Origin of the sequence: Gilliamella apicola (assembly GCF_003202655.1) — a bacterium.
Lineage (GTDB): Bacteria > Pseudomonadota > Gammaproteobacteria > Enterobacterales > Orbaceae > Gilliamella > Gilliamella apicola_R.
This window is the reverse complement of record NZ_QGLR01000012.1, coordinates 79,977-102,356: the sequence shown is the minus strand read 5'-3', so window position 1 is coordinate 102,356 and position 22,380 is coordinate 79,977. Positions and strand designations below refer to the sequence as shown.

The window sequence follows — 22,380 nt, the reverse complement described above, 5'->3', positions numbered from 1 at the left end:
GATAAACTAGGGCTGCATTAAATTGCAAGGAATGGATGAAAGGAAATAAAACAATGAAACAATACTGTCTAGCCTCATGAATCATTGTTGCGTTACTATAGCAAACTCAAACCGACTAATTAATGACTAGCAAATTACAAAATGGTCATTGATCTGTCATGATACCATTTGACTTCCTAAGATATCCTATTACTACATTATGCAATTTCGATAACCTGATAAAACATTAAGGAATATTCAATATGAAATTGTTAGTTGTTGAAGATGAACAAAAAACAGGTGAATATCTTCGCCAAGGTTTAGTTGAATCAGGATTTATTGTAGATCTTACCGATAATGGTCTTGATGGTTATCATCGAGCGATGACGGAAGATTATGATTTAATTATTCTTGATGTCATGCTACCCGATATTGTGGGTTGGAAGATTGTTCAGTCGTTACGTGAGGCTGGCAAAGATACTCAGATCATTCTGCTTACTGCAATGGGTAGTGTCGAAGATAAAGTAAAAGGGCTCAATTTAGGCGCTGATGATTATTTAGTTAAACCTTTTTCTTTTGCTGAATTATTAGCAAGAATTAAATCGTTATTAAGACGCAATGTCCCGCAAGTTAATAATTATCAATTAAGCATTGCTGATTTAGTTATGGATCTGCCAAAACGAACCGTAACCCGAGGTGATAAAAGAATTGATTTAACCAATAAAGAATTTTTATTACTCGAATATTTTTTACGTTATCCCGGTGAAGTGTTACCAAGATCACTTATTGCTTCACAAGTATGGGATATGAATTTTGACAGTGATACCAATGTCATTGATGTGGCAATTAGGCGATTGAGGAACAAAATTGATGCCGATTTTGAACCGAAATTAATTCATACTGTGCGTGGAATGGGATATAAATTAGATGTATTGGATGAAGCAGAGTAGCATCATATCGTTTCGTTTACCCCTTATCGTATGCCTGCTAACTTGCGGGCTACTTTACTGTTTTAGCTATCTTATTGAACATACCTTTGAAAAAATCTCAATTCAACAAAATGTTACGGAATTGAATTCGGTCATTACCTCAGTTGAACGTGAACTCACCTATTATTCACCTGATGAAAATCGCGATGAATTCTTTCAAAATCTTCTCCTGATTTTAACTGGTCATCATCATCTATTTGTTTATATTATAGATGATGCAGGAAAAATAGTGTATCGCACCCGTGGCCCTAATTTATCTATTGCTTTACCGCAACAAGATTTTGAACGATTAATTAGCCAAAACAGTACGGCAATTTGGAATATAGATAAATCATCTTACCGTATCGGTGCATCTAGAGTTATGTTGGATGGCGGGCGACAATATACGACGATTGTTGCTGTTGGACGCGATTTACAACTTGATTTTATCAGCAGGTTGCGAAATGGATTAGGTTTACTTATTGCTATTTCTTGTGTGTTAGCCTTGATTGGATCACTAATTTCCATCTATTACACACAAAAACCGATCAATCGTTTAATTAAAAAAATTGAACGAATTAATATGAAAAGCTTAAATTACCGTATCTCAACGGCTTCTGTGCCGGTGAAATATGAGAGCTTAGTTAAAGCTTTTAATAATATGCTTCATCGTATGGAAGATGTTTTTGAGCGACAACGTAATTTTACTGCCGATATTGCTCATGAAATGCGAACGCCGATCACCAATTTAACCACTCAAACCCAAATCGTGTTAAATAATGCTCGTTCGACAGAAGAGTATCGAGAAATCCTCTACTCGAATTTAGAAGAGTATGAAAAAATGTCGCAGATGATATCCGATATGCTTTTTTTAGCTCAGGCAGATAATCATCAATTGGTGCCAAATCTTATCGATATTGATTTGTATTCAATGATTAGTTTGATGTGTGAATATTTCGAACCTTTGACTGATGAGAAAAATATTACCTTTGAACTTGAAGGTAATTGTTCCCATATTCAGGGGGATAAAATGATGTTAGGACGGGCAATAATCAATATAATCTCCAATGCGATTCGCTACACATCGGAAAATCAGACAATTAAAATTAATTTGAGCCAGCTAAGCCCGAAAAAAGTTCAGATTGTTATCGCCAATCCCGGTAAAAAGATTGAAAGCCATCATTTACCTCATCTTTTTGACCGTTTTTATCGAGTTGATCAATCTCGCCACCGAAATAACAAAGATAGTTCAGGAACGGGAATTGGTTTGGCGATTGTAAAATCGATTATCGACACCCACAAAGGTCATATTTATGTTGAATCGGATGATATCTCAACTCGATTTATTATTAAACTGCCGACGGTTATTTCACGTCATAATCACTGATTAACAGATTAGCTGCCGCATAGGCAGCTTTTTCGCGTAAATCCTGTGGAACTTGTTGATTTTCAACTATTTCATTTAGAACTGTCATTACTGCGCCCAACGCATCATCAATATAACCTAAATCATTACTACCAATTTGCGCATATCGTTCACGTATGAGCTCATTATATTTGTTCATTTTTCTATCCTATTTATTAAAACTTCGATGCTATTTTAAATAAAATCAGTTAATTGTTGGTAAACTTCATTGGCAGAGATTGATTGCATCGTTTTATCTGTTGAAATGATGCTATGCTGGTTTTTACCATAGCCACCAATTAGTTTTGGATCAGTTTTTCCAAATAAAGTTATATTCGGTCGATCTAACGCGGCAGTTAAATGGCTCAATCCGGTATCTACAGAGACGACAGCCTTAGAACCAGCAATAATTGTGGCAATCTCGTTAAGAGAGAGTTTAGGTAATACTTCAACATGATTAAAGCCTTGCGCTAAACGCAAAGCGCGCGCTTGTTCATGAGGTGCACCCCAAGGAAGTTTAACCTTGAGTCCTGTTGGTTCGATTAATTCAATTAACTCTCGCCATGCCGCTTCTGTCCAATGCTTTTCTTCTCGGGTGGTAGCATGAAGAAAAACTAAATATTGTTGATTATCAGCTGGTAATGCCGATAAAAAGTGACGAGCAATAGCATAATCACCGATTGAATCTGGTTGGGTGTAGTTAAGGCTTTTGGCAAATAACAGACGAACGCGTTCAATGGCATGCATCTGTTTAGGTACATGGTGTTTGACATCATAAAACCAACTAGCAATTGGCTCTTTAATACTTTGCCGATCTAATCCATGTTTAATGCCTCGAGCTTTACGAGTAATTAAAAATGCACTTTTAATTAAACCTTGGGCATCAATAATACAATCATACTGTTGCCGTCTTAAATGGGCAATAAATTGCTGACGTTCTTGGCGAATCGCTTTAGCAAACCAATTTTTTCGCCAACGCCTTATGGCAACAGGAATAACCTCATCTACTGCAAAGTGCCAAGAGGGGATCTGTGAGAAGTTTTCCTCAACCACCCAATCAAAAGTAATATCAGGTATGCAGTTAGCGGCATCGGTTAAGGCTGGTAACGTGTGTAATACATCACCCATTGATGAAGTTTTAACAACTAATACACGCATAATTAATTACTCTTTTCACAGCGAACGATGAGTTTCATCAATGTTTCAAAAACCTGATCTGGTTTGATATCAATCAGACTCTGATGATAACCTTGTTCAGCATCACCTTTACGAACGCGGTGATAACCGGTAATTAGACGAATAACTTCGGCTTTATTGGATAATGGCGGGGTAAAATCAGGACTACTCGGACCATAAAGTGCCACTAAAGGTTTATCAAGCGCTGCTGCAACATGCATTAACCCAGAATCATTTGTGACTATGGCTTTACATGCTGAAATCACATTGATTGCTTGGTCTAATTTTGTTTGACCGGCCAGATTGATACATTGATCACCATGTACCATTTTGGCAATAATTTGTTCGCCAACCGGCTTATCTTTTTCTGAACCAAAGATAATAATTTTAGCATGCTGTTTTACGATTAAATCAGCTAACGCGGCATAGTGATAATCAGGCCAACGTTTGGCCGGACCAAATTCAGCACCAGGACAGAAGCCGATTAAAGGCACGTCACTAGGAATATTAAACGTTGCTAATGCTTGATCTACTTCATCTTTTTCAACACTAAGTTTTGGCCACAAAATTGGTTGAGGTAGATCTTTAGCCGAATGAATATCTTGTTTAGGGTAGGCGAGAGCGACATAGCGTTCTACCATTAATGGAAAAGCTTGTTTATCAAGCTGCCGTAAATCATTTAATAAACCATAACGCATTTCACCTTTCCAACCAGTGCGTTTAGGAATTTTAGCAAAGAAGGGAATAAGCGCAGATTTAAATGAGTTGGGTAAAATGATTGCTTGATCGTATTGATTGTTACGTAACTCTTTGCCGAGCTGATAACGTTTAGCTAATGCAAACTCTCCATGACTAATTGGCATAGCGATTGATTGATTAACTTCAGGCATTTTACTTAATAAAGCACGGCACCATGCAGGTGCCATTACATCAATTTCCATGGTTGGTTGTAAATGTTTTAAGGTGCGATATAAGCTTTGTGACATCATCATGTCACCCACCCAAGATGGACCAATAATCAGCGTTTTCATTGAAGCTCCTCTTATTGCTCGTTAAGCCATTTCATATATTCAGCTGTACCTTGGGCAACGGTTTTAAATTCAATTGGACATCCTGTTTTTCTAAATTTAGTTAAATCTGCTTGAGTAAAGCTCTGATAACGTCCTTTTAGCTGCTCAGGGAAAGGAATATAATCAATTTCACCTTTTTGATGATAATCCAAAACAGCATCGGCTACAGATTGGAAAGATTCAGCTCGACCTGTTCCACAATTGAATATGCCAGAAATATTATTTTTCCAGAACCATAAATTTACCTCAACAACATCATCAACATAAATAAAATCACGTCTAAAATTTTCACTACCAGTAAATAATTTAGGTTTTTCGCCTTTATTGATTTGTTCATTTAGATGATATGCCACGCTAGCCATGCTACCTTTATGGTTTTCACGTGGACCATAAACATTAAAATAACGAAATCCACAAATTTGCGAACTCGCTAGTGGTAAATTTTCCCGAACATATTGATCGAATAAGAATTTTGAATAGCCATAAACATTTAATGGTTTTTCATAAGTACGATCTTCAATAAAGTTATCGCTTCTGCCTCCGTAAGTTGCTGCTGAGGAGGCATATAAGAAAGGAATGTCAGAATTTAAACAATAATTGAGCAAATCTTTAGAATAGCTATAATTATTCTCCATCATAAATTTGCCATCCCATTCAGTAGTTGATGAACAGGCGCCTTGATGGAAAATCACTTCAATGTCCAAATTTTCACCTGATATTATTGATGAGATAAATTCATCTTTATCTATGTAATCAGCGATATCTAGATCCGCCAAATTTGCAAATTTAGTGCCGTCAGTTAGATCATCCACCACTACAATATCTTTATATCCAAGATCATTTAAACCTTTAACGATATTACTTCCAATAAAACCTGCACCACCAGTAACAACGATCATAATCATCACCTTAAACTAATAAAATTAATAGCACTATAATAACGATTTATTGGCAAATTTTCGAGTATTCATTTTTACATTTTAGATTGGTTTATAGTTAATGATGGTTATATGATAAAAACTAACATGATTTAGTTGTATATTTCAGTAATATAAATCATACCAATAAATTTGTTATTATCATCAATCACAGGTAACACCGTTATTGGTCTTGGATGGTGTTGTTGCATTATATTTAAAGCATCGGCAACGAATTTATGTGGTTCAATGGTTATTGGCTAGATAACATTAATTGCGACACCTTGATATTTAACAAATTTGGATAATGATTTAATTGCCTTCGAATATCACCATCTGTAATAATTCCAAGTAATATGTTTCCCTTATCGACTATTGCAACCGCTCCTATCCTAGCATTCGTCATTACAAAAATAGTCTCGGCAATAGATTTTTCGGCAGTAATTGCTATCTGTCTCTCATACTTTCTAACCAGTTGTTTAACAGTCATAAGATGTATTTGTCCTAGGCTTCCCCCCTGATGGTAAAAAGCAAAATCATCTTTACTAAATTTTTTAGCCTGCATCACTGAGATGGCTAAAGCATCACCTAATGCTAATTGTACCGTTGTACTGGTAGTTGGTGCTAAATTCAGAGGGCATGCTTCTTGGGTGATATGGGCATTTAAATTGTAGGTTGCAAAGCCAGCTAAGGTTGATAAGGGATTACCACAAATGGAGATTAACGCAATATTAATTTGTTTTATGGTCGGTAAAATATTAATAATTTCGGCTGTTTATCCACTGTTTGACAGGATAATAATAGTGTCATCTTTGGTAATGCAACCTAAATCACCATGCATAGCTTCGGCTGGATGTAAATAAAAAGCCGGTGTGCCGGTACTCATCAATGTCGCTGAAAGTTTACGGGCTATATAGCCGGGTTTACCTATTCCAGTCACGATAACGCTTCCCTTGCTTTGTAAAATTAACTCCACAACATTAAAAAAATTATCGTTAATTGTGCTAACAATAGCCATTATTGCCGAAGCTTCTTGCCTTAAAACTTGTTTGGTTAATTTTAACGTTTCACTTTTCACCGGTCGAAGATCTGCTGATTTTGTGGTCATAGCTAAATTTTCCTTATCTATAAATTCATTTCATTCGAATAACAACTCAATAAAGGTATTTAGAAATTGTAGTGATAAAACCAAAAGTAATGTTGACGATTCACAAAATAGTCATGAGGAAAAAGGGAAAGTTTGATTGGGATCACATTAGTTAAACACGGTTGTGAAAGTGTTAAAAGATTAACATTTTATCAATTATTTTATTACTACAATGCCGACAAATTAATCGAGAAATTAGCTATGAAACAAGAACTACCGAGATATAAAAGAATTTTAGAGTACTTAGATGAATATGATGTAGCCAACATCAATTCGTTATCTACTCTTTTTTCCGTTTCTCATATGAGTATTAGACGAGATTTAAAGCTTTTGCAAGAGAAAGGTTTAATAAAAGTCTCTTATGGTGGTGAAATAAAACGAGGTTTCTTAACTGGAACGCCGCTTTATAACATCAAACAAAATCGATGTTCCGAAGGTAAAAAGCAGGTAGGAAAAATTGCGGTTGGTTTATTGCAACCAGGGATGGTGATTTTTATCGATGCTGGGACAACGATGCGAGAGTTTGCTTTGAATATCAACCTGCCAGTTACCGTGATTACCCCAGATTTACATGTCGCGCTGGAATTATCTTCTCGCCCAGAAGTGAATACCATTATTTGTCCCGGAGAGATACAAACATCCAGTGCTGCCGTTTATAACTCGCAAGCAATGAAATATCTATCAGAGCAAGTTATTGATTTAGCCTTTATTGGCGCAGATGGTTTTAATCTTGAAGATGGCGCATTAACGACATCGCAAATTAAAGCTGATTGTAAATGGATGGCATTATCCAGGTCGATTCAATCTTTTTTGCTAGTTGACAGCAGTAAATTAGGTCTTAAATGTCGCTTTAAAATCTGTGATTTAAATCGGTTCAATTACCTGATAACTGAAAAGCAATTTCCGAGTAATTTCGAAAAACAACTAAGCAAACAGGATATTAAATATATTTATTAAGCGATTTTATAAAAAGCAATTTAACGAATAGCAAAGTAACAAAATCGTTGTAAGCAAAATCGGTGTCACAAAAAACGATGAAATAAAAAACATGAAAAAAAACAATCATGAAACCAATGACCAATAGGAAGATGTAAAAAAGTTAATTAATTGAACTTAATTTTTAAGAGGAAGCAAGATTATGAAAGTAGCCGTTGTAGCTGATGATTTAACCGGTGCTAATGCCACATGTGCTTTATTAAGCAAGAAAGGGTTTAATGCAATAACTTGTTTAGAAAAATTAAATGAAGATCTTAGCAAATTTGATGTTATCTCGTTTGCCACAGATTCTCGATCAATACCTTATAAAGAGGCTTATTCACGGGTTGTTGATTGCTTAAATCAATTTAGCAAGTATCAACCGTTAATTAGTAAACGTATTGATTCTACATTACGCGGAAATCTCGGTGCCGAGGTTGATGCAGTTATTGATAATGATCCTAATTTAATGGCGTTAGTTGTTCCCGTTTATCCATCAAGTGATCGCATCTGTGTAGGTGGTTCTTTGTTAGTTAATGGAGTGCCATTACAAAATACAGCTATGCGTAATGATCCTAAAAATCCGATGACTGAATCGTCCATTCTTGAATTGTTTCGTTGTCAATCTCGTTATCCTATTTCTCATATCGCACTCAAGGATGTTTTGGAGGGTAAGGATCGCATTGAACAGCGATTAAAACACATCTATCAACAAGGCGGACGAATTGTCATATTTGATGCCACAACCGATGCTGATATTAGCGTGATAGCCCAAGCTGCGAACAATGTTAATTTGCCAGTGTTTTGTGTTGATCCGGGACCATTCACTGCGCAATTTGCTGATCTGCGTTATTCATCAGAACGAAAGATGGCCAACAAAGTTTTTGTTGCAATAGGCAGTGTTTCGGATCTTACTCAAAGGCAAATTAAAAAATTGAGATATGACCGCAAAGTTTGGTTAGAAACTGTATTAATAGATCAACTAATCGAGATTGCAACAGACACTAAAAAAGCGAAACCCATCGTCAACAAATTGCTAGAAAAAGTAGAACAATTTGATGTTATTGGTATTGATACCGTTGAAATGCCAGAACATGTTGGTGACTTAAGCAAATTAGCCGCTAACAATAATATGAGTATAAGTGAAATTAGTAACAGGTTAAATCAAGCGATAGCAGAAATAACGGCGCAAGTACTATTCCATCCTGAATCTATTATACGAGGCATTTATATCAGTGGCGGAGATGTTACGGTAAATGTGGTTAATCGATTAGGAAGCAGTGGATTTTTACTAAAAGATGAAGTGGAACCATTAACCGTTTATGGCCACCTAGTCGGCGGGAAATGTGATGGCTATTCGATTGTAACCAAAGGTGGATTTGTCGGTAATGATAATACGTTAGTTCATTGTATCGACTATTTGAGTACCAAGATTTCATCACATGAAAGCTTGAAGCATTAATACTTTGTAACTAGTTCAACTTAGATAAAACAACCTAAGTTGAGAAAATTTTGAATAATTTTAAAGGAGTAATAAATGAAACGTCGTTGTTTAATCGGAGTACCTATGGGCGATCCAGCGGGAATAGGCCCTGAAATTGTTGTGAAAAGTATTGCAGCAGCAGAAACCTATGAATATGGATGTGTAGTGGTAACTGGTGACAAAAAGATTTTAGCCGACGCCTGTCAATTCGCTAACATAAATTTGCACATTAATGAAATTACCGATCTAACTCAAATACAAGATAAACCTAATGTTTTGAATCTTATTCAGTGTGGCGAGTTAAATTATGATACCTTTAAAATTGGCCAGATTGAAGGACAATGTGGTCAAGCGGCATTCCACTATATTAAAGTGATAACTGAGCTGGCTATGCAAAAAAAACTTGATGCTATAGCAACCACACCAATTAATAAAGAATCCCTTAAAGCTGGTAAGGTTAACTATATAGGTCATACCGAGATATTAGCCGACCTTACCGGTAGTCAAGACCCGCTCACTATGTTTCAAGTTCGAGATTTACGGGTGTTTTTCTTAACTCGTCATTTAGCACTGGTCAAAGCCATTGCATCATTAACGCCAGAAAGAGTTTGTGATTACGCCATTCGTTGTAATGAAGCATTGATTAAATTGGGTATTAATAAACCGAAAATGACGGTTGCTGGTATCAATCCTCATTGTGGTGAACATGGTCTTTTTGGTCATGAAGACGATGATGTGCTATTACCAGGTATTGAAATGGCTCAAAAACAAGGGATTGATATCAACGGTCCTAAACCAGCTGATAGTGTCTTCCATTTTGCGATGGGAGGAAGTTATGATGCCGTGTTATCGCCGTATCATGACCAAGGTCATATTGCAACCAAAATGGTAGATTTTCACCGTACTATTTCAATTACCAATGGCATGCCAATTCTGCGAACCTCAGTAGATCACGGTACAGCAAACGATATTGCCGGTAAGGGAATAGCAAATCCTGTAAGTTTGATTGAAGCAATTCGTTTAGCGGCGTTATACGCACCAAATTTCAAGCGTTAACAAGTCGTTATTCATTTTTATAATTATCTTTTTTTTCGTTAGTGCCAAATTCACTATCGAAGGAGGTAGCCTTATGTCTAAAAAAGAAAATAAAAAATCACTTTATCCTTATGTTTTATTCAATGGTGTGATTTTAGTGGTTGTGGGATTGATTGTTTTTTATCTTGGCAGTCTACATAGCATAGAAAAAAGTAGCTGGCGAATGGTCGCCGGCTTACTTGTAGCAATTACCTTGTTACTCTTTATGATCTTAAAAACTCGAATTCAAGCATTTCCAGCGTTAATTATATCCGCTTTAATCACTGGTTCATTAGGCGGCATGCCCGGTGAATTCATGATCGCCACAATTAGTAAAGGTTTTGGTAATACACTGGGTAACATAGGAATTGTTATTGGGTTCGGCGTGATGATGGGGTCGGTTTTACAGCTCAGTGGAGCGGCGCAAAAAATGGCTCAAGTCTTCATTAAATTACTGGGAAAAGGGCGGGAAGCCTTAGCGCTGGTCATCATCGGTTTATTAGTTAGCTTGGCAGTATTTTGTGACTCTGCATTTATAGTTTTATTACCGCTGGTTAAAGCTATATCCCGTAGTACTGGTAAATCAGTTGTCGGACTAGGATCGACATTAGCAATGGGGCTAGTGATTAGCCATAGTATGATTCCCCCAGCAGTTGGCCCATTTGGTGTTGTATCGCAGTTTGGTATTGGACTTGGTGAATATATGTTATGGGCAATGTTACTTGCTATTCCTATCACTTTTGCTGGTTTTATTTATACTCGCTATGTTGGGCGTAGTATTTATCAAATTCCAACAGAAGATGGTGAGAATTTTACCCGTGAACCTTTAACTGTGACTTCGAATAATATTGATGAAGATCAACACTTACCCAGTGCATTAGCATCATTTGCGCCGATCGTCACCCCGATCATACTGATATTGACTGCAACATTAGTTAATGAAATGAAATGGGATAATACCATTGCTATTATGTTAAAAACCATGGGGCATCCGATTGTTGCTGTTGGTATCGGATTATTAATTTCCATAATGGCATTAACCAATTCATTTCCTCGAAAAGAAGTTGTCCATCACATGGAAAACTCAATCCGATCTGCTGGTATCATATTGCTAGTTATTGGCGGTGGTGGCGCTTTAGGAATGGTGCTCCGTGACTCGGGAACAGGTCAAATTATTGCCGAATATATTGTTAAAATTGGTGTACCCGGTATTTTATTACCCTTAACTATCTCGACGTTGATTCGTTTAATCCAAGGTTCAGGTGTAGTAGCTATGATTACCGCAGCCAGTATTACTGCCCCAATGATTGGCACCTTAGGTGTAAATCCAATCATGGCTGGGTTAGGCTGCTCAATTGGTTCTTTTATGTTTTCTCACTTCAATGATGCTTATTTTTGGGTAGTTAATCGTTCATTAGGGGTAACGGAAGTTAAAGAACAAATTAAAGTTTGGAGTATTACTTCAACGGTATTATGGGCGGCAGGAACTGTGTCATTATTAATTGTTAATGCAATTTTCTTCTAATATTAAATAGGGATAGTGTTAAGCAATATACTATCCCTAATGTCTCCCTAATCTCTTTTATCAATTTGCATTTAATAATTTAGCCGTGACCAAAATATATCTTGCTAAGTTAATGTAGGGTTCGGTTTGGCAATACTGTTTTTCGATTGCTAATAACTCTGCGAAATGTGTTTCTGCTTTTGACTTATTGGTTAAATAGTCGTGAAAAACCCGAATTCCAGTTTTATTGATGATCTCAAAATTTTGTTGGTTTAACCATTGATACACGTGATTTGGATCGCGGGGATAATCAGGTGATAAGGTTTTCTTTTTGCGTTTGGCCAGTCCCGATTGAGTGTAACCAAAATTGCCTAATGTCACGGTTTTGAATAATAGCCCGTGGTAGTTATAAAACATTAAAGATAAATAGCCATCTTGTTTAAGATGTTTCTTTAAAGATTGGATTATTTGGATTGGCTCAGCTACCCATTCTAAAACGGCATGACAGATCACAATATCAAATTGCGTTTTAATAAATTGTTCGAGATCTTGAATAGGGCAGTGAATAAAATTTAACTGTAGATTTTCTTGTTCGGCTTGCTTTCTTGCTAATTCCAGCATTTGTTCGGAAATATCACAAACAGTAATCTCATGCCCTAATTTTGCTAGTCGACAAGCAATCTGACCTTGTCCACCGCCTGCATCTAAAATCGTTAATGGTTTATCCGCTGGATAGTTAGCTAAGATGTTTTCCAGCTCTTGCCAAACGATAGCTTCGCGAATCTTACCTTTGTTTGTGCCATAAATATTTTTAGCAAATTTATGGCTGATATCATCAAAATTACGATCGGTTTTAGTCATAATGATTACTGATTATTTAATTTAGTTACTTCCAAATTAATTTGCGCAATTTTTTCTGACATTTGTTGATAGCACTGTTCCATTAAAGTTCTTGCCTCTTCTTTACTTAAATCTTTGGTCTCAATCGGTGGCAACATCTCGACAATCATATGACCATTATTAAGGCGATTTAACTTGATATTATTCGTATCTGATACACAGATAGGCACAATAGGTACCCCCGCGGCAATAGCGGCCTTAAATGCACCGGTTTTAAATGGCAATAAACCTCGCCCACGACTACGAGTACCTTCCGGAAACATCCAAATTGATATGCCACGTTTTTTTATCTCTTTAACGACGAAATTAATCGTATCTCGGGCTTTTGATTTATTGTTACGGTCAATTAAAATATTGCCGGTAAGGTAATAAAGTTGCCCAAAGAAAGGGATCAGTGCCAGACTTTTTTTGCCGACAGTGACGGTTTTCGGTTGTACAATATCGGCAGCCACAACCATATCATAATTATTTTGGTGATTGGCGATAAATACACAGCTACCTAACTTTTCAATTCCAGGATATTTACGAGTATCAACCTTTACCCCTAATAATGGTTTAAAGAAAAAACTAAAAAGATGGGCAAATCTAGCCACATTTTTTGGATTGCGAGGATTGAATAAGCAAAATATAACCCCTAGCACACAAGTTATAATGCCAATAAACAACACAAAGATTAAACGAAAAAGAAAAACCATAATTTACCTCACAAGTTAACTTGGCGTATTATATACGTAATCTATATGAATATACAGTTTGTTAAATATCGCGTTAAAGGATGTTTATGCACGAATCAACTATCATTTGGGATGACGATCAAATCCCAATTTCTCGCTTTTTTAATGATGTTTATTTTAATACCAATGGTGCAATAGATGAAACTCGTTATGTTTTTATCGAAGGAAATCGTTTATTTGCGCGTTTTTTACAACATCAACAGGAGAGTTTTACTATAGGAGAAACTGGTTTTGGTTCCGGGTTAAGTTTTTTAATTGCTTGGCAGACTTTCAAACAATTTAGGCAGCAAAATCCCAATAGTGTGCTCAAACGATTAAATTTTTTTAGTGTCGAACGATACCCCTTATCAGAACTAGAAATGATAAAAATTCATAACAAGGTGATCAGCAGTCATGATTCTTTAAGTTCTCTCGCGCCAAAATTACGCGATTATTTACAAGGATCAACTAATGAGACTTTAGATGATATTAATCTAGTTATTTGCTTTGACGATATCACTCATTTTCCTGATTTTTTACAACGACAAAATAGTTTAATTGATGTTTGGTTTTTTGACGGTTTTTCACCAGCAAAAAATCCAGATATGTGGTCAGCATCCCTATTTAAACAGTGCTATAACTTAACCAATAAAGATGGAACTTTTGCCACGTTTACCGCGGCAGGTTTTGTTCGCCGTAATTTAATTAGTGCGGGTTTTAAGGTGGAAAAACGTAAAGGATTTGGGATCAAGCGAGAGATGCTCATAGGCAGTAAATCTTAATTTAGTCCGCCAATTTTGGCGAACTAAATTGAAGAGCAAAAATTAGTTGAACTCAAATTGATAAATAAAATCTAATGTTTGGGCTAAGCCGGAGGCTGCTTCCACATAGAAATTGGGTAATAATCTATATCGCAGGGTAAAAGTTGCTAATGAGTCGAAAATGCCAACCCCATATTTTAATTGCAGATGAGGTAAGATATAACCACTGACGACTACTTTTGAACTATTGCCGGCACCTTGGGTATCTAAAGTTAGGTTTTTAACGCCAAAGGCATTACCGATATCACCAATGTATTTTCCGGTTTTTGCTGTTCCGACACCGACTAAAAAGGCGGTCATCATATCATTATCACTCTGATCAGAATTATCCAACCCTTGTCCACGGATCAAATAAGAGAGTGCTTCTTGCTGTGACATGGCTGGATCAGAGAAAATTTCAATTTTAGGATCTTGTGTTGATCCTTTGACGCGAATGCCGGCGGTAATATTATTATTATCCATTGAATCAGGATTTCTTATTGCTTCTATATCTAAGATGGCTTGGTCAGTCGGCCCAGAAAAAGTGACTACGCCTTTTTTAATGACTAAGTCCTGGCCATAGGCATGGAACCGTCCGTTCGGAATTAGAACTTCACCATGTAAATCTAAACCTTTATTGGTTTGGGTGGCGATTAATTTCCCTTTTAATGATGCGGTTAAACCAAATGCATCAACTGTGACCTTATCGCCAATATTGATCTCAATATGGCTATTAATTTTCATACCAAATTTTTGTGGTTGAATTTGTTTATAATTCTTATCCAACATTACTTCATCAGACGATACGTCCACACTTGAAGCCGGCAGTGAATCCACAGTAATTTTTCCTTTTGGAATCGATACTTTACCCAGTAGTGTTAATTCATCTTGGGTTGCTTCAATCTTAATATCAGGAATGACAGACATGCTAATCATAGGCGGAACAGTAACTTCCATCGCTGCCCCATTTACATAGATATTAGCTTGCCATTTTTCAAAGTTATTCCAACTCGCTTGGCCATTAATATTGATATTTCCTGATTTAGTCGCTAATACGCCTTTTAAGGTTGATGATTTACCATTAAATTTAATATCGACCATAGCAGATTTAATATCAATTGGCAGTTGATAAGTTTTAATATCACTATGCCTTAAATTAATACCGCCATTTAAGATCGGATCCATTAATGAACCAGAAAAATTGACATTGCCATTAATGGCGCCCTTGGCATATTCATCTTTACTGAGTAATGGATTAACAATGGCTAATGCTAAGTTATCAATGTTCAATTGACCGCTTAATACTTTGGTCGCGGTTGGATCTTTAACTAATAAATTACCAGTTATTTTCCCTAACTTATTTAAACTAAAATGCCAATCTAATTTAGCTTGTTGCTCATTAAATTCTGCATTGATATTAAACAAATTAAAAGGAATTGGTAAAGCTTGATTGGTGATCATCTGTTTAACAAAAACTTTATTGCTGGTTATATTAGCTTTAATGTTAGGAATTTTGCTGCCGTCATTAAATTTAATATCAGCTTTGCCATTGATAAAACCATCAATTTTAGTTTCACCATCATTGGGAATCGGTAGCTTAGCTAGATCAATATCTTTTAAACTAATTGAAGTCTCGTTATTTGGCGCAACAGCGAATGTTTTATCTAAACAGATACTGGAATTATTACTACGCCAACAATGGGCACCAATAGTCGGTATCTGATTAACGATATTATAAGTGAGACTTATCGGTTTTGCTAACTGCCAATGGCTAGCATCACCTAGCGTTAATAAGGCATGTGGTATACTTGCTGTCCATTTAGTATGTTGTTTATCAAGTTCTCCGCTTAACGAGGTTGTCATGGAAAGCGGGCTACCATTAAAATTGACGGCTAAAGTGTGGTGCGCTTCATTACCAGAAAGTTCGATATTGGCGTTTTTAACACTTTGAGTTGCAATATCAATATTTTGAGCAACTAACTTTAATTGGCCACTGAGTTGATTGTTGTATTGAACTTTACCCGAAAAGTTAGCCTTGGCTACGGTAATATCTTCATAACTTAAGCCATTAATATTTAAATTGGTATCAATCACCGGTGCAGCACTATTGCCAGTCATTTTTATATTACCAACAACATCACCATTAAGGTTATCAAGCAATAATGATAGCGCGCTCAAATTTAGTTGAGCATTTAAATTGCCTTTATCGCTAGAACCATTGATATTGATCTGGTTTTTACCCCAAACCATTGCCAGATTATTGGCTGATAGTTTATGGTTAGAATCGACAAATAGGTTGCCATTTGCTGAAAAGCTTGCCTGTTTAATATTGCCGTTTAATTGCATGTCAGGAATATTCAATTGCCATGCTTCACCATCGATTGACCCAGTGGTTTTTAATTGCCCGGTTAAACGGATAGGATAGCTAGGTAATTCTTTGGTGAGATCAACATTATTGAGTTTAACACTGGTATTCCATTTGAGTGCTTTTTGCCAATCTAACTGCCCAGAAATATTAATATCACCTTGAGGGAATTTGATATTAGCATACTCAAAAGATGCAGCTTGATTAGTTCCATTGCCAACCATATCCAGACTGGTCTCTGGCAAATCTTTACCTTTAATAGTCCCTTTGGCTAACATATTGTATTTTTCAACATTGCCATCTAAAGTGAAATCAAAATTGTCTAATTGATATTGTGGTTTTCCTTCAATTGGCCATTGAATGTGTTTTCCATCCACTTTTGCCATCAATGGTAGGTATTTTTCAATAAAATTAATTTGCCCTTCAACCGTAATCTGATTTAATCCGCTAACATTGGTATAAGTGAATAATTGGCCTAATAATTTTCCCGAAAATTGTCCGTTAAGATGATTATTGTCGTTATCCGCTTTGATTAAGGCAAAAATAGGCCAATCATCTCCTAAAGTAATTTGTCCAGATACAGAAGCGTGGGCATTGCCATATGGCGTTATGGCATCAGTTTCGACTCGTTTTACAGTAATATAATTATTAATCATATTCGTTTTAATATTAACTCGATTAAAACGATAATCTTGGCCACCAATATGCAATAGCCAATTGTTGCCGGTCAAACTGCTAACATCAATATCTAATGGAATATTCACCTGTGGAAGTGATTTAATTAAGGGTTGATTAAATAATTGGTTAATCTTTTGATTTACCGGTAGGTCATCATCAGAAGTATTAGGTTTATTGGTATTGGCGTCAGTATCGGCAAAGATTGCTTGTAGATCCATGGCAACTGCAGGGTAGACATAAATCTTTTCATTTACCCATCTGGCTTTTCCGCTAAAATCAGACATAGCAAACTGCATATCATTCACTTTTACTGTGACATTAGTAATATGGGTTTGCTGAAGGTCGATCGGCAGAGGGGTCTTAATCGTAGTTCGTTGTTCTGAAATCGGTTCATCAGGTGAAGGTTGAAGTTGATCGGTATTAACAACCACGCTCACGCCATCGGCGTCAAATTTATCAACACAAATTTTGGTTTGGATCAAACATGAACCAGCCAATTCCAATTTAGCATCTTTTACTTGTAGGTTGACACCGGGTAATTCAAGCGAAAGTCCTGTAACGTGTAGGTTATGAAAGGTACCGGTTACTTGTTCTATTTTTAATTCCGGTAAAAACTTATTAAGTACATACGTTGTTAGCTTGACACCTAAACTGGTGTAGATCATTAAAATAATAAAAGTGATAACCAAAACAAAAATAGATAACACAGCAATGCTACGTTTCTTCCATTTTCGTATTCGCTTAATTTTTTTAGCTTTTTTTACATTATTTGGATTTTTTGCCATATTATAATTCGCTTCCCAAACCAATATATAGATGTATAGAGCCTTTATCTTTTCGGTCAAGAGGTGTTGCTAGATCGAATTTAATTGGACCAACAGGTGAAGCCCAACGAATACCTAAACCGGTACCCGTATAAAATTTAGTCTTATCGACTTTATCTATCGCTTCACCGGTATCAATAAATGCTGCTCCCCACCAAGAACCGGTGACATTATATTGATATTCAGCCGAACCAGTTATCAGCTTTGAAGCCCCTTTTAATTTGCCTTTTTTATCTTTTGGCGATATTGATTGGTAGCTATATCCTCGAATACTGCGATCACCACCAGCAAAAAATCTAAAAGAGGGCGGAACCCGTTCAAAATTACTTGCTTGAATAATGCCGAAAGTACCGCGAGCTATAAAACGATGTGAATGACTAATTGAACGAATCCAAGTTTGTTGAGTTTGAAAACGCACTAAATTAATATCGGATCCTAAAGCACGAGCCGCCCCTTCAACCGAATAACGTTGAGAATCACCCCACATAGGTAATAAGTTACCGTCATTACGTATACGGGTGATACTAAGTGAAGGATAATATAAGAAAGTTTTGAAACTGTCGTCACCTTGCGTAAAGTCATCGCGTAATACATTAAAACCTAGCGCGGTTTGCCAACCGTCAAAGTTATCCCAATTACGAAGTACACCTAAAGTATAGGATCGTGAATCAGTATCGTTGTTATCGATTTTTTTATAACCGCTTTGGATGGTGTAATACTGTTCAATAGGAGCTTTTTTTAATGGTATTTTATAACTCATGGTAATAATTTGTTCTGGCGATGAGAGAGAAAGACTACTTTGAAAACTCTGGCCGCGACTATTAATCCAAGGTTTGCTCCAGCCAATTTTACCATGCACCCCATTATCGGTAGAAAACCCCAAACCTAAGTCCATTGCATTTTTTTTGCGAGGGGTGGTCACCACTTCGATGGGTAATGCTTTGTCTTCGGTAAGATGAGGAAAGTCTGGGGTAACCACAACGGAATTAAACCAGTTAGTTGAGCTCAGGCGACGATTTAACAGTGATAAATCATCAGCCGAATATTCATCTCCTTCTTTAAACGGTACAATATTTTGCAGATAATCCTTACGGATTTTTACCTTCGGAAATTTAACTATACTAAATTTATAACGCTTACCGGTATTGAAGTCTATATTCCAAAAGGCTTGATGCGCAAATTGCGCAACGGCTAATTGATGTACTGGCATATCAGCATCAAAATATCCTTTTTTTAGTGATATATTTTCTAAGCCTTTTTTAAAGTTCTCATAAATGCCATGATTTAAAATATCGCCAATTTTGGGTAACTGTGTGGTTAGCAATTCTTGAAAATCTTTATCTTCTTTACCTTCGCCATTGAGATTAATATTTAATTCTTTAATTCTAATGGGTTCACCAGGTAACACGGTTACCACTAACACTTTTGGATCTGTTTCATCATATTCAAAAGTAGGGGAATAATAGCCTAACGCACGAAGTGCTTTTCCGGTTTCACTTTCAAAATAGCGTTTGAAATTTGGCGTAGTATTAACCTTATCAGGGGTAATCAAAGAAAGACGAGCGTCAACATTTTCAGCAAGTTTGCCTGACAATCCTTTAATGGATAACTTCATTTCGGCATAAGTTGATGCCGTCGTTACCATTAGAAGTAAGCATAATGAACGCGAAAATCGTGACACATATACCTCGATAATTTTTTAGAAATTGTTATGGGAGCGATTATAGGTTTGCTATTGTTTATCAATCTAACATATCTGCTCTTTTACCGTCTATGATACGCTCTGTAAAATAACGTTAATTCTCATCGAATATTATTTTCGAGGAGGATACTTTTCGATCCATTGTTTTAGATTTTCTAGTATCGCTATAAAGTTAGATTCAGCTAACTGAAAAACGATTGTTCCATCATTGTGTAATTCATAGGGATCATCAAAACAAAAATCCGGTTTAAGTTCACCACTAAGTTTAATAGAGATTGTGACTTTTTGGTTTTTGCTAGCAATGAAAGCAAGTGAAAAGCAAGGTTCAGTAAACCATAACTCAGCATGACTAGGTAATCGACTTTTCGATAGATCATCAAACCAATTATACAGTGTGTGTAAATCAGCGATCTCTAAAGCCGGATCGGTTTTTTCAAACCGATTATTATTTTGTTGTACGATAACTTTTAGTAAACACCAATTATCTTTACTATCAGGGAACTCATAACCGACGATAGCAAATTGAAAATTTATTGTATTGGTAATATCTGTTAACTCGATCATTTATTCGTCCTTACTTGCCATATGTTTTAAATTTTTTCAATGAAGCTTTAATTAAGATTCAAGTAATGTTACATGACCAATATAAGGTAAGTGACGATAGTGCTGCGCATAGTCAATACCATAGCCCACCACAAACTCATCAGGAATTGAAAATCCAATATATTTTACTGGTACAGCTACTTCACGACGCGATGGCTTATCTAATAAGGTACAAATTTCAATACTACGTGGATGACGCAGTTTTAATATTGCCATCACTTTACTGAGTGTATTGCCGGTATCAATAATATCTTCGACAATTAATACATCTTTATCCCGGATATCTTCATCTAAATCTTTTAATATTTTGACATCTCGATTGCTTACCACTGCATTGCCATAACTTGAAGCTGTCATAAAATCGACTTCGTGACCGACGGTAATAGAACGGCTTAGATCAGCCATAAAGATAAAAGAACCTCTTAACAAACCAACTAATATAAGTTCATTTTGACTATTTGCATAATCTTGACTAATTTGTTGACCTAATGCCTTAATTCGGGTTTGGATCTCCTCCGCCGATATCATAGTTTCTAATGTGTGCTTTTTCATTAATAATGCTCAATGTACTTTTTAAAAAACAAAGTGAGATTTTAGCAATTTTCATAATTAAAAAAAATAACTAAACTAAAACTTTATCAAATAATTAAGAAATGATTTAAAGAATTTGTGCTTAAATATGAAATTAATCTTCAATAGCGTTAAGGATTGATTGTTTATGCTGTTTTTTTTGCTGCCGACGCTTTTGAAAAAAATTGCTCAACATTGAACTACACTCATCAGACAAAATACCACCGGTGATTTGCGCAAAATGGTTAATCCCTGTTCTGGACAGAATATCTATATAGGAACCTGCGGCACCAGTTTTATAATCACTGGCACCATAGACAACACGTTGGATACGACTATGAATGATCGCCCCAGCACACATAATACAAGGTTCTAAGGTAACATATAAAGTTGTATTTACTAATCGGTAGTTGCGTATACATTGGCCGGCTTGTTCGATAGCCATAATTTCCGCATGAGCTGTTGGGTTATGTTGCATAATTGATTGATTATAACCTTCACCAATGATTTGGTTATTTTCATCAACAATCACTGCACCTACTGGGATCTCACCTAGTGACTCCGCGTGTTTGGCCAACTTTAATGCATGACGCATCCAAACTTCATCTGACATGCTTTAATATTATAGATTGTTTAAATTGAGCACATCGCGCATATCATAAAGTCCAATTGGTTGTTTGGCAAGCCATAATGCAGCGCGAACAGCACCATTAGCAAAAGTCATTCGACTTGAGGCTTTATGGCTAATTTCGACTCTTTCACCAATGTCAGCAAAAATAGCAGTATGTTCACCAACGATATCACCGGCACGAATAGTTGCAAACCCAATAGCACCTTTAGGCCGTTCACCTGTATGCCCTTCACGACAATAAACAGCGCGATCGTTTAAATCACAACCCAACGCATCGGCAATTGCTTCGCCCATAGCAAGCGCAGTACCCGAAGGGGCATCAACTTTATGACGATGATGAGCTTCGATAATTTCGATATCGGTATAATCACCCATAATCTTGGTGGCTTTTTCAAGTAACTTAAGTACTAAATTCACGCCAACACTAAAATTGGCAGCAAACACGATAGCAATTTGTTTCGCGGCAGTTGCAATAGCTTGTTTACCGGCCTCATCAAATCCGGTGGTACCAATAATCATCATTTTTTTATTTTCAATGCAAAAAGCTAAATGGCAAAGTGTACCTTCAGGACGGGTAAAATCGATTAAGACATCAAACTGATCTTTCGCCTGTTGTAAATCAGCAGTAACTTTTATTCCACAGTGACCAATACCAGCAACTTCACCAGCATCACTACCAATCAATGATGATCCCTCTCGTTCAAATGCAGCACCTAAGGTAACCCCTTCAATTTGCGAGACAGATTGAATTAGTTGTCGTCCCATTTTTCCACCTGCGCCAGCAATAGCGATACGAATCATATTTGTAGACATATAACTTTCCTTAACTTTCCATTGAATATTGATAAATAATTATTATAGCGGAAAACTTTTAAGTTATATACCTAAACAAGATG

At 36.3% G+C, this 22,380-nt stretch carries 21 protein-coding genes and 1 pseudogene; 7 read left to right on the top strand and 15 right to left on the bottom strand.

Annotated elements, in window-relative coordinates; all coding sequences use genetic code 11:
- Positions 1-242 precede the first annotated feature (242 nt).
- Positions 243-929: a heavy metal response regulator transcription factor gene (locus tag DKK70_RS10325; RefSeq protein WP_110433925.1), complete on the top strand. Its 687-nt coding sequence runs from the start codon at positions 243-245 to the stop codon at positions 927-929.
- The gene (locus tag DKK70_RS10320; RefSeq protein WP_181415988.1) at positions 916-2,334 is read left to right on the top strand and encodes a heavy metal sensor histidine kinase; all 1,419 of its coding nucleotides are present in this window, start codon (positions 916-918) and stop codon (positions 2,332-2,334) included. The genes DKK70_RS10325 and DKK70_RS10320 overlap by 14 nt, the downstream gene beginning before the upstream one ends.
- Here DKK70_RS10320 and DKK70_RS10315 read toward each other — a convergent pair.
- The 7 genes and pseudogenes from DKK70_RS10315 to DKK70_RS17245 form a co-directional block, all read right to left on the bottom strand.
- Positions 2,312-2,512: a YaeP family protein gene (locus tag DKK70_RS10315; protein WP_110433923.1), complete on the bottom strand. Its 201-nt coding sequence runs from the start codon at positions 2,510-2,512 to the stop codon at positions 2,312-2,314. The genes DKK70_RS10320 and DKK70_RS10315 overlap by 23 nt on opposite strands.
- A gap of 35 nt (positions 2,513-2,547) precedes the next feature.
- Positions 2,548-3,510: a lipopolysaccharide heptosyltransferase RfaC gene (gene rfaC / locus DKK70_RS10310; RefSeq protein ID WP_110433922.1), complete on the bottom strand. Its 963-nt coding sequence runs from the start codon at positions 3,508-3,510 to the stop codon at positions 2,548-2,550.
- A 2-nt stretch (positions 3,511-3,512) separates the two neighbouring features.
- Complete coding sequence (gene rfaF / locus DKK70_RS10305) at positions 3,513-4,559, bottom strand: ADP-heptose--LPS heptosyltransferase RfaF (RefSeq protein WP_110433921.1); 1,047 nt, start codon at positions 4,557-4,559, stop codon at positions 3,513-3,515.
- Between the two features lie 11 nt (positions 4,560-4,570).
- On the bottom strand, positions 4,571-5,497 hold the full coding sequence (gene rfaD / locus DKK70_RS10300) for an ADP-glyceromanno-heptose 6-epimerase (protein WP_110433920.1): 927 nt from the start codon (positions 5,495-5,497) through the stop codon (positions 4,571-4,573).
- 131 nt (positions 5,498-5,628) lie between these two features.
- A complete protein-coding gene (locus DKK70_RS17640; RefSeq protein ID WP_375334984.1) occupies positions 5,629-5,727 on the bottom strand; it encodes a hypothetical protein in 99 nt (32 codons plus the stop codon).
- Between the two features lie 41 nt (positions 5,728-5,768).
- Positions 5,769-6,080: a CBS domain-containing protein gene (locus DKK70_RS17050; RefSeq protein WP_219999757.1), complete on the bottom strand. Its 312-nt coding sequence runs from the start codon at positions 6,078-6,080 to the stop codon at positions 5,769-5,771.
- Between the two features lie 66 nt (positions 6,081-6,146).
- Positions 6,147-6,533 (bottom strand): annotated as a pseudogene (locus tag DKK70_RS17245) (SIS domain-containing protein); the annotation flags it as partial.
- Between the two features lie 222 nt (positions 6,534-6,755).
- Between DKK70_RS17245 and DKK70_RS10290 the strand changes: the two are divergent.
- The 4 genes from DKK70_RS10290 (at position 6,756) to DKK70_RS10275 (ending at position 11,719) form a co-directional block, all read left to right on the top strand.
- Entirely contained in the window at positions 6,756-7,619 is an 864-nt protein-coding gene (locus DKK70_RS10290) for a DeoR/GlpR family DNA-binding transcription regulator (RefSeq protein WP_110433919.1), read from the top strand.
- Positions 7,620-7,800: 181 nt separating this feature from the next.
- Entirely contained in the window at positions 7,801-9,099 is a 1,299-nt protein-coding gene (locus DKK70_RS10285) for a four-carbon acid sugar kinase family protein (RefSeq protein ID WP_110433918.1), read from the top strand.
- A 75-nt stretch (positions 9,100-9,174) separates the two neighbouring features.
- On the top strand, positions 9,175-10,176 hold the full coding sequence (pdxA, locus tag DKK70_RS10280) for a 4-hydroxythreonine-4-phosphate dehydrogenase PdxA (protein WP_110433917.1): 1,002 nt from the start codon (positions 9,175-9,177) through the stop codon (positions 10,174-10,176).
- Between the two features lie 202 nt (positions 10,177-10,378).
- Complete coding sequence (locus DKK70_RS10275) at positions 10,379-11,719, top strand: GntP family permease (RefSeq protein WP_375334985.1); 1,341 nt, start codon at positions 10,379-10,381, stop codon at positions 11,717-11,719.
- Between the two features lie 60 nt (positions 11,720-11,779).
- Here the strand turns inward: DKK70_RS10275 and cmoM are convergent, their stop codons facing one another.
- Both cmoM and DKK70_RS10265 read right to left on the bottom strand, forming a co-directional pair.
- Positions 11,780-12,559 (bottom strand): tRNA uridine 5-oxyacetic acid(34) methyltransferase CmoM, encoded by a 780-nt coding sequence (gene cmoM, locus DKK70_RS10270; protein ID WP_110433915.1) that lies wholly within the window; start codon positions 12,557-12,559, stop codon positions 11,780-11,782.
- A 5-nt stretch (positions 12,560-12,564) separates the two neighbouring features.
- Positions 12,565-13,293 carry a 1-acylglycerol-3-phosphate O-acyltransferase gene (locus DKK70_RS10265; protein WP_110433914.1) on the bottom strand — a complete coding sequence of 243 codons (729 nt, stop codon included), beginning with the start codon at positions 13,291-13,293 and terminating at the stop codon, positions 12,565-12,567.
- Positions 13,294-13,379: 86 nt separating this feature from the next.
- On the opposite strand from DKK70_RS10265, the gene mnmD reads away from it, so the two are divergent.
- Positions 13,380-14,093 (top strand): tRNA (5-methylaminomethyl-2-thiouridine)(34)-methyltransferase MnmD, encoded by a 714-nt coding sequence (gene mnmD, locus DKK70_RS10260; RefSeq protein WP_181415987.1) that lies wholly within the window; start codon positions 13,380-13,382, stop codon positions 14,091-14,093.
- A 42-nt stretch (positions 14,094-14,135) separates the two neighbouring features.
- Here mnmD and tamB read toward each other — a convergent pair whose 3' ends face one another.
- The 6 genes from tamB to dapB all read right to left on the bottom strand — a co-directional run bounded on the left by tamB (position 14,136) and on the right by dapB (position 22,297).
- Complete coding sequence (gene tamB, locus DKK70_RS10255) at positions 14,136-17,939, bottom strand: autotransporter assembly complex protein TamB (protein WP_110433912.1); 3,804 nt, start codon at positions 17,937-17,939, stop codon at positions 14,136-14,138.
- 1 nt (position 17,940) lies between these two features.
- Positions 17,941-19,659 (bottom strand): autotransporter assembly complex protein TamA, encoded by a 1,719-nt coding sequence (gene tamA / locus DKK70_RS10250; RefSeq protein ID WP_110433911.1) that lies wholly within the window; start codon positions 19,657-19,659, stop codon positions 17,941-17,943.
- Between the two features lie 132 nt (positions 19,660-19,791).
- Positions 19,792-20,244 carry a WapI family immunity protein gene (locus tag DKK70_RS10245; protein ID WP_110433910.1) on the bottom strand — a complete coding sequence of 151 codons (453 nt, stop codon included), beginning with the start codon at positions 20,242-20,244 and terminating at the stop codon, positions 19,792-19,794.
- A 51-nt stretch (positions 20,245-20,295) separates the two neighbouring features.
- Positions 20,296-20,835 (bottom strand): hypoxanthine phosphoribosyltransferase, encoded by a 540-nt coding sequence (gene hpt / locus DKK70_RS10240; RefSeq protein ID WP_110433909.1) that lies wholly within the window; start codon positions 20,833-20,835, stop codon positions 20,296-20,298.
- 133 nt (positions 20,836-20,968) lie between these two features.
- On the bottom strand, positions 20,969-21,466 hold the full coding sequence (tadA, locus tag DKK70_RS10235; protein WP_110433908.1) for a tRNA adenosine(34) deaminase TadA: 498 nt from the start codon (positions 21,464-21,466) through the stop codon (positions 20,969-20,971).
- A gap of 9 nt (positions 21,467-21,475) precedes the next feature.
- Positions 21,476-22,297: a 4-hydroxy-tetrahydrodipicolinate reductase gene (gene dapB / locus DKK70_RS10230; protein ID WP_110433907.1), complete on the bottom strand. Its 822-nt coding sequence runs from the start codon at positions 22,295-22,297 to the stop codon at positions 21,476-21,478.
- Between the last annotated feature and the right edge of the window lie 83 nt (positions 22,298-22,380).